Consider the following 12,307-nt stretch of genomic DNA (forward strand, 5'->3'; position numbering starts at 1 on the left):
ACTGGATTCCTTATTGGGTTAAAAAGATATACGATTGTGTATCGCGTAATGTATAGATAATAACAGAACGAATCTATTAATGGATTTGTTCTGTTATTTTTTACGAGCAGAAGTTTAGCCTGAACTTTATGAGACGATCCGGAAATTTTTATGGTAAACTGCATTATTAAAACATCAAAAGGGAAAGGTACTTATGTAAGTAAATCGAATGGCAGCTTTCAACGGAAAATTTGATAGAGTTATGCTTCATCTCTAATTTATTTGATCTCGGAGGGTATATTATGTTGGATATTAAGTTAATCAACAAACAGTATATTGCAGGAACATGGCGTGATGGAAAAAGCAATCGTACATTGGCTGATAAAAATCCATACAGTGGTGAGGTGATTACAGAATTCAAGATGGCTTCAACAGACGATGTGGATGCGGCTTATCAGGCTGCGGAAGCGGGAATGGATGAATGGAATCAAATCAATCCATACAAGCAGCGGGATATTCTCGAAAATGCTGTTTCATATGTTGAGGAGCATGAAGAGGATATTACGAATATTATTATTGATGAATTGGGTGGGACCCACTTAAAAGCAGCATTTGAAATCAGTCTGGTCAAGAATATGCTAAAAGAAGCAGCAACGTTTCCACTGAAAAAGGAAGGCAAAATTTTACCGTCTATGGAAGATGGAAAAGAAAACCGCCTGTACCGTATGCCAGCAGGTGTCGTTGGTGTAATCAGCCCATTCAACTTTCCGTTTTTTCTATCGGTCAAATCGATTGGACCGGCAATTGGCGCGGGAAATGGAGTGGTGCTGAAGGCGCATGAAGAGACCCCAATTGTCGGCGGCACACTTATTGCGAAGATTTTTGAAGAAGCAGGCGTTCCAAAAGGATTGTTCAATGTGGTAGTTACTGATATCAGCGAAATCGGTGACAGTTTTGTGGAGCATCCGATTCCACGAATCATTTCATTCACCGGGTCAACCACGGTAGGCCGTCATATTGCCCAGCAGGCGGTAAAAAATTTTAAGAAACCACTCCTCGAATTGGGCGGTAACAGCGCCTTCATCGTTCTTGATGACGCTGATATAGATTATGCAGTTAACGCAGCAGCTTTCAGCAGATTCACACATCAGGGACAAATCTGTATGTCGGCTAATCGGATTATCGTGCATCAATCTATTTACGACGAGTTCATTGCCAAATATAAAAAGAAGATTGCTGCCTTAAAAACTGGCGACCCGCGTGACCCAGATACAGTAATTGGACCTGTAGTCAACGAAGATGCAGCTCAAAGACTTAAAGCAATAATCGAAAAAGGTATCGAACAAGGTGCAACCCCTGTTTTAAAAGGTAACATTTCCGGTAATATGGTGGAACCAACCATCTTGACTGATGTTACTTCGGATATGGCTGTCGCCCAGGAAGAAATGTTTGGTCCTGTTGTAGGTGTCACACCATTTGAAACAGACAAAGAGGCTGTCCGGATAGCGAATAACACTAAATTCGGCCTGAGTGGTGCAGTTCATACAGCTGACGGTGAGCGTGGTGTCCAATTGGCCAAAATGATTCATACAGGTATGATTCACGTCAATGACATCACTATTAACGACGAACCGATTATCGCATTCGGTGGTGAAAAACAATCGGGTCTTGGCCGGCTGAACGGGGAATGGAGTTTAGAGGAATTTACGACTATGAAGTGGATTTCAATCAACTACGGTCAGCGTCAATTTCCATATTAACTGCCGTTATAATCCAGAAATTAAACAAAGGAATAATAAAACATTATAAACAAAACTATTTAATATTAACAACTTTCCAGCAGGAAAATTGACCTCCATTGTCGAATTATACTTATTATAGAATTCACTAAGGAGGTCGCATAATGAATAGGAGTGCGGTAGGAACATGAATACCTATTCCGGAAATATAAAGATAGAATGCGATGAGAATTGTGGAAATTCTCCTAAAAAAAGACTGCTTAAGGAATTTAGTATCGCATTTGTCAAAAATGAAACAGATTTCTGTATTGATTATATGACAGATGATGTGATTTGGAATATCGTTGGTAAAGAACTGATTCGGGGAAAAGATGATTTTGAAAACGCATTGATTCAAATGAAAAATCGTGAAGTTCAGCAAATATGTATTCAGAACATCATTACGCATGGAAACACAGGATCAGTAAACGGGACTTTACTTTTAACCAATAAGGAAAAAATCGCATTTTGCGATGTGTATAACTTCAATGGTTTTGGCAAAAATTCAAAAATCAAGGAAATCACTTCATATGTTATTAAAACTGTTTAATAATCCTGAATCCATCAGACTTGACTGATAATTTTTAAAATGGGCTTTACAAGCGGACTGTTTCCAAGTATAATCCGATTATACGTTTATTAATGAAAGGAGGCTGAATGAAATGTTTTACAATTCATCAATGCATACATTACAACAAAATATTTTCTTTCTTGTTCATTCAAGCCTCTGTGTAGCTTCTTTGATTTTATTGAAATCATAAATGCAACCGCATGGGGTTTGTTTGGAACCCATGCGGTATTTTTATGTGTATTTTATGTTAAATTATTCCATTTATGGATAAAAATGCCGCGAGGATCAACTTGCGGCATTTTTTTATATTAACAGACAAGGAAATAGGAGGTGCAAATGATGGAGTCTGAAATTAAACGTTATTGGCAAACGATTGTGACAGGAATGACGTGAAAGAATCGTATTTTTGAAAGGTGTGAAAACAGAATGTTACGTGTACACTTATTTATTTTGACGGTTACAGTTTCCGTTCGCCAACCGAAACCGGAAACAGTTGTCAGACGTTATGAACATCGTCTCTTGGTTGACCGTCTCGTTGAGGAAACAAAAAGAAAACGTGACCAACGTATTCATATGTAATAATCTAAGTAGTTATTAGAGTTTTATTGTTAAAACGGGCGCAGGAAAATAATGCGCCCTTTCTTTTGGAAGTTAAGAAAGTTAAAAGTGATCAAATTTGTTTTCAGAAATTTGAAACCTTATGAGTGTGCAAACGTAAATAATGGAGGAATAAAGTTAGGATACGTTTATGCTATATCAAGTTTAATTGGAGGTAAAAAGGGATGCTAAATAGAATTTTTGTTGTTAAAGCAGCGTTTGTATGAGACGGATGACTTTTATTAAGGCAAAACTTTTTGAGAATCTTGAACTTGTGGATAGTGACCGTCATTTATATTAGACACGGAGAATATGAATCTTAGAAGATGCAAAGTGAGATGGGAAACTTTAAGTTTCAGTTCTAGTTTATTCCGTGGATTGAATTGCTGAAGCTGCATGTTAACAGATCAGAGTGGAGGTGATTGCAAATGGATAAAAGAAAGATCCTTACTTATGCTTTATGGCTTTACGGATTAAGTTTCGGTATAGCGGGTTTGTTTTTTCTCAGTGGACTAGGAAATAATGTAATTTTGTTAAGCATTTTCATGACAGGGTATATGTTTTTTCCGCTGATTGCTGTTTTTATCGTGCAAAAATTGATATACAAGGAAACGATCGCTCGTCCGTTATTGCTCACGGGACGGCCAAGTTGGTGGTGGGTGGTCGCTGCTGTCTTTCCATTATTGCTTGTCGGGCTAACCGCATTGGTTGCTGTTTTGTTCCCGGGTACAACACTTGATTTGGGGATGGAAACGTACATAAGTATGCTTGATCCAACTGCTGCGACTGCAATGACTGATTTATTTGAGATGTTGCCCTTCCATCCGCTATGGTTACTTGTCGGCCAGGCTTTTATTGGTGGAATTACCATCAACGCCATTTTCGCCTTTGGAGAAGAAATCGGCTGGCGCGGATTTTTATTGAGGGAGTTACGATCACTCGGTTTTTGGAAAGCGTCTTTGCTCATAGGACTCATGTGGGGGCCGTGGCATGCGCCGCTCACTCTTTTTGCGGGTCATAACTATCCAAGCACTCCAGTTTTAGGTGTCTTGATGATGACAGTGTTCTGTATGCTTCTGTCACCGATTTTGTCTTTTGTAACCATTAAATCGCGGTCCATCTTTTCTGCTGCATTTTTTCATGGAGTCATCAACGGCAGTGCTTCACTTGGCATAATGATTATAGCCGGTGGAAATCCGGAATTGCTTAATGGTTTGACAGGACTTGCCGGTTTCATTGTCTTGTCGGCAGTGAACATGATTATTTTTGTTTGTACACGAAGAACAATTAACCACAGTTTCAAAGCGACTTTTGCACATTCGGAGTCCGCTTCTTAAACACCTGAAATTATAAATGTTTTTCACAATATCCGATGTTTCTGTGTTTTTTAACATGTTGTATCGGGTAATTGGTAAATAGAATAAATAAAAGGAGATATGTCTAATGCGTGATTATCTTAAACACTATATTAATGGCGAATGGGTTGACTCGTCTGGTTCAGAGACGATGGAAGTGATTAACCCAGCTACAGAGGAAGTTATGGGTCATATCAGTCTGGGGACGCAGGAAGATTTAGATAAGGCTGTCAGGGCAGCGCGAGACGCTTTTCCATCTTTTTCGCAAACTTCTAAAGAATATCGGATAGAATTGTTGGAGAAAATTGCAGACGAATATGAAAAACGCAAAGATGATCTGGTAGAAGTTATCACAGAGGAGTTGGGCTCACCACTCAAGCTCTCGGAAAAAGTTCATTATATGATGGGCTACTCCCATTTCAAACAAGCAGCTGAGGAGCTTCGGAATTTTTCATTTACCGAAAAACGGGATAAATCAACGATTGTCAAAGAAGCGATTGGTGTCAGCGGCTTGATTACCCCGTGGAATTTTCCAACCAACCAGACCTCAACCAAGATTGCAAGTGCTTTTGCGGCAGGCAGTACCGTCATCTTAAAACCGGCAGAAATCACCCCTTATGCGGCGATGATTCTGGCAGATATTTTTGAAGCGGCAGGCCTTCCAAAAGGGGTGTTTAATCTTGTGAATGGTACGGGTGAAGGGGTTGGCAATGGCATCAGTTCCCATCCGGACATTGATTTTGTCTCCTACACAGGATCCGGTGTCGCGGGACGAAAAGTGATGGAGAATGCGGCGAAAGATATTAAGAAAGTTGCACTGGAATTGGGTGGAAAATCACCGTTGATTGTGCTGGATGACGCTGATGTTCATAAAGCTGCTAAAATTGCTGTAGCAAACATCTCCAATAATACAGGTCAGGTTTGTACGGCAGCTACCCGTGTGCTTGTGCCGAAGACAATGAAACCGCAATTTGAAGAGGAAGTTAAAGCAGCTGTAGAAAAACTGACTGTCGGAGATCCCAAACAAGAAAATAAGATTGGTCCGCTTGTTGCGGAAAAACAATGGGATCGTGTCCAAGGCTACATTCAGAAAGGCATGGATGAAGGTGCAAAAGTCCTCATTGGCGGTACAGGCAAGCCTGATGGACTGGAGCAGGGATATTTTGCAAAACCAACCGTATTCACGGATGTCAGCAATGATATGACGATTGCCCAGGAAGAAATTTTCGGGCCGGTAACGACTATTATTCCGTACGAAACGCTGGATGAGGCAATCGAAATCGCGAACGATACCATTTATGGTCTTGCGGGTTATGTAGTCGGCGAAGATCCTGAGACATTGCAAAAAGCGGCATCAGGAATCCGCGCTGGTCAGATCAGAGTCAATTCTGCCCCAACCGATTTTTCCGCACCTTTTGGCGGTTTTAAACAATCTGGCATCGGACGCGAATGGGGTGACTTTGGGATTGAAGAATATCTTGAAGCTAAAGCCATTATGGGACTTCCATCTTAACAAGTAATAAAAAGATCGGGCATCCGCCCGGTCTTTTTTTATATAATTGTGGATATACGAGATTAAGATCGGAATGCTAGTTAATTGAATATTTCGTTTAGTTGTGTTACTTGAAAAACTAATGATACTTTGCAGACTATACGCATATGATCGATATGGGAAATTCACTGTGGGAGGTAAGGATGTTCATGTCGGGGGATTATCGGTCACGTATGGAACGGCGAAAAGGAGTATCTAATCCTGAAAGGAATAAAAGGAAAGCAGTTCTGTTTAAAAAGGTAATACTATATTGTCTCGTGGTGATGGTGCTGACAATATTGGCGGGGAGTATTTGGATTTTTTCAATCATCCGGAATGCACCGGAACTGTCGCCGGGCAAGCTGCAAACTCCTTTTTCGTCACAAATTTTTGATAAGGACGGAGAATTAGTCACTACACTTTTCAAGGAGCAAAACCGGATTAAAGTTGATATACAGAAAGTACCGGATAAGATGAAACGAGCAGTAACATCAGTTGAAGACAGACGTTATTACCAGCATAATGGCATTGATATACGTCGTATTGCAGGTGCATTGATTGCCAATATACAAGAAGGATGGGGCTCTGAAGGCGGAAGTACCATAACCCAGCAGGTTGTAAAAAGAACGGTATTGTCGCCTGAAAAAACATTGACCCGAAAAATAAAAGAAGCGTATCTGGCAGTTCAGTTGGAACAAAAGTATTCTAAACAACAAATTTTACAGATGTACCTGAATAATATCTATTATGGCAACGGGGCTTACGGAATCGCAACGGCATCAAAAACATATTTTGGTATAAAAGACTTGTCCCAGCTCAATGTCTCGCAAATGGCCTTGCTTGCCGGTTTACCGAATGCTCCGAGCTATTACGACCCGTTCGAATATCCCGAAAGAGCGGCAGATCGTCGTAGCGATGTTTTACATGCGATGGTGGTTACCGGGGCTATAACTAAGGAACAAGCGGAAAAAGCAGAATCGGTTCCTGTTAAGCAGCTGGTTATGAAACAAAAAAAGGTGAACCGTGATCAGGATCAACCTTATAAAGCGTTCGTTGATCAGGTTTATCACGAATTGGTAGTGGAACGAAAGATTGTTTCGGATGAACAGTTTTATCAAGGCGGATTAAAAATATATACGACTTTGGATTCTGATGTTCAGAAAAAGGTGTATCGCCTCTTGAAATCGGATGAGATCAATTATCCGGATAAACAATTTGAAGCCGGAATTGCGTTGACCGATACAAAAACTGGTGCGATTCGGGCAGTTGGCGGCGGAAGAGATTTTCTTTCGATTGGCGACACGAATTACGGCACTCAGGAAAAAAATCCACCAGGATCAACATTCAAGCCGATTATCGACTACGGTCCGGCAATTGAATACTTAAACTGGTCAACTGCCCATAGACTTGTTGATGAGCCTTATGCTTACAGTGACGGTACTCCGATTCATGAATGGGATGGTGAATATTGGGGAGAAATGACGATACGCCAGGCTTTGGCATGGTCTCGGAATATCCCGGCGCTGAAGACATTTCAGGCAGTTGGAACAGAGAAGGCAGCAGCTTTTGCGGGAAAGCTTGGAATAAAACTTGAAAAGCCGGTCTTTGAATCTGCAGCGATAGGTGGTCTCTCGTCCGGGGTAACACCGTTGCAGCTGGCAGGTGCCTATGCAGCGTTTGGAAATGGGGGAATCTATCATAAGCCTTATACGGTAACGAAAATTGTTTTTCAGAATGGGAATGAAAAAAAGATGGATCTCGATTCTGCTCCGGCAATGCATGACTACACGGCCTATATGATTACCGATATGCTGAAAACGGTGATAAACTCCGGAACGGGAACCGCAGCAGCTATACCCGGGGTTCCGGTAGCGGGGAAAACGGGATCTACCAACATTCCTGAGCATCTGAGAGAAAAATATAACATTGGCGATGGCTTGCTTGATTCATGGTTTGTCGGTTACACCACACAATACAGTGCAGCGATTTGGACCGGTTATCCGAAATTTGAAGATGGCGACAGTATTCACTATATTCGTTATAACGGATCTGAGGATATAGCAAAAGAGATTTTTCAAAAATTGATGGGAAGCCTGTCAAACCCGAATACACCAGATTTTGAAAGACCGGATTCCGTTGTTGTCTCGGGAGATGCGCTTTATGTTCAAGAAGCAAAGCAGGTAAGTTCCCGTTCTGCCAATCAGAGGGAAGAGGAACCGGAAAGAGAAGGTACAGTACAAGAACAATCAGACCTGTCTGCGGAAAACAAAAGGGAAGATGCTTCTGAGCAAGACCCGACGGATGATTCTGTGATCCGGGAGAAAAAGGAACAATCGGAAGACAAAAAATCAGAAGTAGAAAATAAGCATTCGGAAGATAGGAAAAATCAACTGGGGGGAGAACATCCAACAGACCAGGAAGATTCAAATAATAAAGATCAGGGTGCAAATCAAGAACAGAATGATGAGCAGAATAACGACCATCAGCAAGACGAAAACAAAAAGGAAGAAGATCCCCCTAAGCCCGATGATGAAAGCGAACAGGAGGACAGTTCGGATTCAGAAGAAAAAACAGAAGGTCATGATAGTAGCCATGATGACGATATCCCGGGTGAAACCGGAGAAAATAATGAACATAATAATGAAGAAAACAAACAAGGGAACGGGAAAAAGGAGAGGGATGGCAAGGAAACTTAATCGGTTAGAAAAGCGAGAAATATAAGTTTAGGGAGTGTAATATTAACTGTGTAAGTAGGAATGCGTACGGTTCTTACTCACACAGTTTTTTTATTTGGTAAAATAGAATTACTAGACTAGAGGAGTGATTTTTATGGCAAAGCCGAAAAGAAATCCTTACTCCGAAGAATTAGCGAACAAGATTATTGAAGAATACCAGCCAAAGTCCGTTGAAGATATGCAGGACGCCCTAAAAGATATATTTGGACCCATGTTTGAATCTATGTTAAAGGGAGAGATGAATCATCATTTGGGGTATGAATCGAATGATAAAGCCGAAAAGGACACAGAGAACAGGCGGAATGGATATGGTAAGAAAAACATTCATACCAGTTCAGGTGCATTGGATATTCAAGTCCCTCGGGATCGTGACGGGTCATTTAATCCAAAACTTATCCCTAAACGGAAAAAGGATGTTTCGGCTATTGAAAGCAAGGTGATAGCCATGTATGCCCGTGGAATGTCCCAACGTGATATCTCCTCCACGGTGGAAGATATCTATGGTTTTTCGGTTTCCCATGACATGGTTTCGGACATTACAGACAGTGTATTACCTGATTTGGAAGAATGGCAGGCGAGGCCTTTAAGTAACTGTTATGCTTTCGTATTTGTGGACTGCATGTATACGACTATCCGGAACCAATATGAGACAAAGAAATATGCCGTCTATACGATTCTTGGCTACACCATGGAGGGAACAAAAGAAATACTTGGGCTATGGCTAAATGAAACAGAAAGCAAGCATAAGTGGATGCAGATTTTTGATGAAATCAAAGCCAGAGGAGTGGAGGACATTTTCTTTATTTCCATGGATGGTGTCAGTGGATTGGAGGAAGGAGCACAAGCCATTTTTCCAAACGTTGTCGTTCAACGCTGCATGGTTCACCTGATACGTAATTCTGTAAAATACGTTCCAAGCAAGGATTATAAGCCATTTACTCAAGCATTAAGAAAGGTATATGGTGCACCAAGTTTAAAAGCTTGTCACAGTGCCTTTGAATCCTTTAAACAACAATGGGCTGCCTATCCGGGGGCGATTGATGTTTGGATACGAAATTTTAATCATGTTGAACAGCTTTATGATTATGGAAGTGCCATACGCAAAGTCATGTATACTACAAACGCCGTAGAAAGTATCCACTCCAGCTTTCGAAAAGTAACGAAAAAAGGAGCATTCCCCAACGAGAATGCCCTGTTAAAACTATTGTTTTTACGAATTCGGGAACTGGAAGACAAATGGGATGGCGGACATCTCCGGAACTGGGCTATGGTTATGAACCAGCTTCTTGTACATGATCATTTCAAAGACAGGGTCTTAAAATATCTTGAGTAAGTTATGACTTACACACTTTATTTGACAAACCCTAAGTTTATAATCGTGTAATTGAAATCTCTGATAATGAAACTCTCTATTATACCAAAAGCACTGGATTATCAACTTTCTGGGCGGCGCTGCTGAACAACCCAACCATTGATATACAAAATGAGATTACCTCCGAATACATTGTGAGGTAATCTCATTTTAGTTATTTTTCCACTAAAACCATCCATTCATCAATGGCAAAAGAGCTTATTTTACTGTCCTTAAATTCAACCTGGAAATAATCACGTATATCAGCGGACGCGTTCAAAATGAACTCATTTACTTCTTTAATTTTGTCTTTTTCCTCCAATGTCCGGTGTACCCATTCCTTATACGGCAAAACCTTCTTTCTCATCGTCTCCATACTGATTTTTAGGTCATTTTGTTTTAATAGTTTCTTCCATTCCGATATTGACCGTGATCGAACATGGCTGTAGTCACGCATTTTTTCCAATGAATTAACGAACATATCATACGTGTTATTTTTGGGAGCGATGTTATCGATGAACAGAAATTTACCATTTGGTTTTAGAACGCGGTACACTTCAGAGATGAACAGTTCCGGACCGGGAAAATGATGTGCTGCAATTCTGCATGTGATAATATTAAACGCATTGTTTTCAAATGGTAAATTTTCTGCATCAGCAACCTGATAACTGATATTTTTGAAGTCTTGTAAATGTTCCGCAGTGTTAGTAAGCATTGCTTCTGTAATATCAGTAGCAGTGATTTGCTTTACATGGGGTGCCAGTTTTTTGGCGACATGGCCGCCGCCAGTGGCGATATCAAGGACGTGTTCTGTAGAATCCGGATTCAACCAGTCAATCATTAATGATAAATCTTTTCCAGTGGAATGGGTGGAACTTGTTACATACGCATCATTGTTTTTAGAAAATACCCGTTTTACATTATCCTTTTCAGACATATTATCATCTCCAAATTAAAAGATACTTTAATCATATCGAAGTACATGCAATAAATATAATATTCGTTTATAATCAAAAGTAATAACAATTAATTATCAAAAGAGGCGTTTAGTATGAAAATTGAGGATTACGAATTATTGCTGAAATTAAATGAGGTAGGGACGATTCGGGGGACGGCTAAGGCAATTTTAATTTCCCAGCCAGCAGTTACCCAGCGGTTAAAATATATTGAGGAATACTTCGGTGAGATGATTTTTATCCGAACATCCAAACGGTTAATGCCCACTCCTGCCGGTGAAATGATTTTAACGCATGCGAAAGAAGTGATCAATCGCGAAGAAATCATCAAAAATTCGCTCTCACAATCCAGTCATGAAGTCCAGGGTACACTGTCAATTGCTTGTTCCACACTTGTCAGTCAGCGGTTTTTACCGTCAATTTTGTCCAAATACACTAAAAAGTTTCCGAAAGTGGCGATTGATCTTGTCACAGGGATCAGTGAAGATATCAAAAAGGGTCATAAAAAGTATCATGTATCCATTATCCGTGGTGAAAAATTGAAGGAGACCGTAAGTGAACCGCTTTTTGATGATCGATTATATATATTTGATACCGAACCCTTTCCGAAAAACAAACTTAAAGAACGGCCACTTATCTCGTTTAAAAGTGATGACAGTATGCATGAACAGGTGGATAATTGGCTCTATTACCATCAGGATCAGCTGAAGCCGGTGAAAAACATACGGGTGGATCAGATTGAAACGTGTAAACAGTTCATGAAAGAGGGGTTGGGGATGGCAGTGTTGCCTGAAAGTGTATCTGATTCGATGATGGAACAATATCCGCACATATCGATGGAACTGGGCGGGGAACCAGTAACAAGGGACACATGGGTATGTTATCAGGACGGGGTTCGCAATTTGCCACAGGTTGATGAATTTATAAAGGCACTGCTGGATGAAAAGTTCCTGTGATGTTTAATTTTTTTCATAAAAGGAACACTCATTATATAATCAGATATCAAGGAGTGATTATACATGAGTGAAATAATTTTTACATCAAGCGCAACAGCGAAAAATGGTCGGGACGGACATGTTAAGTCTGAAGACGGATTAATAGACTTGGATTTGGTTAATCCGGCTAGTAACAAAGAAGATAAAGGTTCGAACCCGGAGCAGCTTTTTGCAGCAGCATATTCTGCATGCTATGACGGTGCACTTAATTTAGTAGCATCAAAGCAAAAAAAAGATATTGACTCCGAAACTACTGCAGATGTAAGTTTCTGTAAAGATCCTGACGATGGTGGTTTTAAAATCGCAGCAACCTTGAACATTAATATTAAAGGTGTCAGTCAGGATGAGGCGGACAAATTGGCTGAAGATGCCCATCAGGCTTGCCCGTATTCCAAAGCTACCAGGGGAAATATTGATGTTACATTAAATCCTAAAGCGGTATAATCATAAAAGATGGAT

General features: G+C 40.5%; 10 protein-coding genes. 9 read left to right on the forward strand and 1 reads right to left on the reverse strand.

Annotation, left to right across the window (positions count from 1 at the left end; translation table 11 throughout):
* Positions 1-281 precede the first annotated feature (281 nt).
* The 7 genes from HUX68_RS02580 to HUX68_RS02610 all read left to right on the forward strand — a co-directional run bounded on the left by HUX68_RS02580 (position 282) and on the right by HUX68_RS02610 (position 9,879).
* Entirely contained in the window at positions 282-1,739 is a 1,458-nt protein-coding gene (locus tag HUX68_RS02580; protein WP_174613189.1) for an aldehyde dehydrogenase family protein, read from the forward strand.
* A gap of 166 nt (positions 1,740-1,905) precedes the next feature.
* Positions 1,906-2,307: a nuclear transport factor 2 family protein gene (locus HUX68_RS02585; protein WP_174613190.1), complete on the forward strand. Its 402-nt coding sequence runs from the start codon at positions 1,906-1,908 to the stop codon at positions 2,305-2,307.
* A gap of 447 nt (positions 2,308-2,754) precedes the next feature.
* Complete coding sequence (locus HUX68_RS02590; protein ID WP_174613191.1) at positions 2,755-2,907, forward strand: hypothetical protein; 153 nt, start codon at positions 2,755-2,757, stop codon at positions 2,905-2,907.
* A 446-nt stretch (positions 2,908-3,353) separates the two neighbouring features.
* Positions 3,354-4,262: a CPBP family intramembrane glutamic endopeptidase gene (locus tag HUX68_RS02595; RefSeq protein WP_174613192.1), complete on the forward strand. Its 909-nt coding sequence runs from the start codon at positions 3,354-3,356 to the stop codon at positions 4,260-4,262.
* 106 nt (positions 4,263-4,368) lie between these two features.
* Positions 4,369-5,793, forward strand: a complete 1,425-nt coding sequence (locus HUX68_RS02600; protein WP_174613193.1) for an aldehyde dehydrogenase family protein — start codon at positions 4,369-4,371, stop codon at positions 5,791-5,793.
* Between the two features lie 188 nt (positions 5,794-5,981).
* On the forward strand, positions 5,982-8,507 hold the full coding sequence (locus HUX68_RS02605; protein ID WP_174613194.1) for a PBP1A family penicillin-binding protein: 2,526 nt from the start codon (positions 5,982-5,984) through the stop codon (positions 8,505-8,507).
* 133 nt (positions 8,508-8,640) lie between these two features.
* Positions 8,641-9,879, forward strand: a complete 1,239-nt coding sequence (locus HUX68_RS02610; protein WP_425509501.1) for an IS256 family transposase — start codon at positions 8,641-8,643, stop codon at positions 9,877-9,879.
* Between the two features lie 193 nt (positions 9,880-10,072).
* Here HUX68_RS02610 and HUX68_RS02615 read toward each other — a convergent pair whose 3' ends face one another.
* Positions 10,073-10,834 (reverse strand): class I SAM-dependent methyltransferase, encoded by a 762-nt coding sequence (locus HUX68_RS02615; protein ID WP_174613197.1) that lies wholly within the window; start codon positions 10,832-10,834, stop codon positions 10,073-10,075.
* A 114-nt stretch (positions 10,835-10,948) separates the two neighbouring features.
* Between HUX68_RS02615 and HUX68_RS02620 the strand changes: the two genes are divergently transcribed.
* A complete protein-coding gene (locus HUX68_RS02620) occupies positions 10,949-11,809 on the forward strand; it encodes a LysR family transcriptional regulator (RefSeq protein WP_174613199.1) in 861 nt (286 codons plus the stop codon).
* Positions 11,810-11,872: 63 nt separating this feature from the next.
* On the forward strand, positions 11,873-12,292 hold the full coding sequence (locus HUX68_RS02625; protein ID WP_174613202.1) for an organic hydroperoxide resistance protein: 420 nt from the start codon (positions 11,873-11,875) through the stop codon (positions 12,290-12,292).
* Positions 12,293-12,307: the final 15 nt, after the last annotated feature.

It is taken from the genome of Virgibacillus ihumii (assembly GCF_902726655.1).
GTDB classification, from domain to species: domain Bacteria; phylum Bacillota; class Bacilli; order Bacillales; family Amphibacillaceae; genus Lentibacillus; species Lentibacillus ihumii.

Excerpts from the sequence above, each read along its gene's own strand:
- HUX68_RS02580 (WP_174613189.1), top strand. The coding sequence starts at position 282 with ATGTTGGATATTAAGTTAATCAACAAACAGTATATTGCAGGAACATGG.
- HUX68_RS02585 (WP_174613190.1), top strand. The coding sequence starts at position 1,906 with ATGAATACCTATTCCGGAAATATAAAGATAGAATGCGATGAGAATTGT.
- HUX68_RS02590 (WP_174613191.1), top strand. The coding sequence starts at position 2,755 with ATGTTACGTGTACACTTATTTATTTTGACGGTTACAGTTTCCGTTCGC.
- HUX68_RS02595 (WP_174613192.1), top strand. The coding sequence starts at position 3,354 with ATGGATAAAAGAAAGATCCTTACTTATGCTTTATGGCTTTACGGATTA.
- HUX68_RS02600 (WP_174613193.1), top strand. The coding sequence starts at position 4,369 with ATGCGTGATTATCTTAAACACTATATTAATGGCGAATGGGTTGACTCG.
- HUX68_RS02605 (WP_174613194.1), top strand. The coding sequence starts at position 5,982 with ATGTCGGGGGATTATCGGTCACGTATGGAACGGCGAAAAGGAGTATCT.
- HUX68_RS02610 (WP_425509501.1), top strand. The coding sequence starts at position 8,641 with ATGGCAAAGCCGAAAAGAAATCCTTACTCCGAAGAATTAGCGAACAAG.
- HUX68_RS02615 (WP_174613197.1), bottom strand. The coding sequence starts at position 10,834 with ATGTCTGAAAAGGATAATGTAAAACGGGTATTTTCTAAAAACAATGAT.
- HUX68_RS02620 (WP_174613199.1), top strand. The coding sequence starts at position 10,949 with ATGAAAATTGAGGATTACGAATTATTGCTGAAATTAAATGAGGTAGGG.
- HUX68_RS02625 (WP_174613202.1), top strand. The coding sequence starts at position 11,873 with ATGAGTGAAATAATTTTTACATCAAGCGCAACAGCGAAAAATGGTCGG.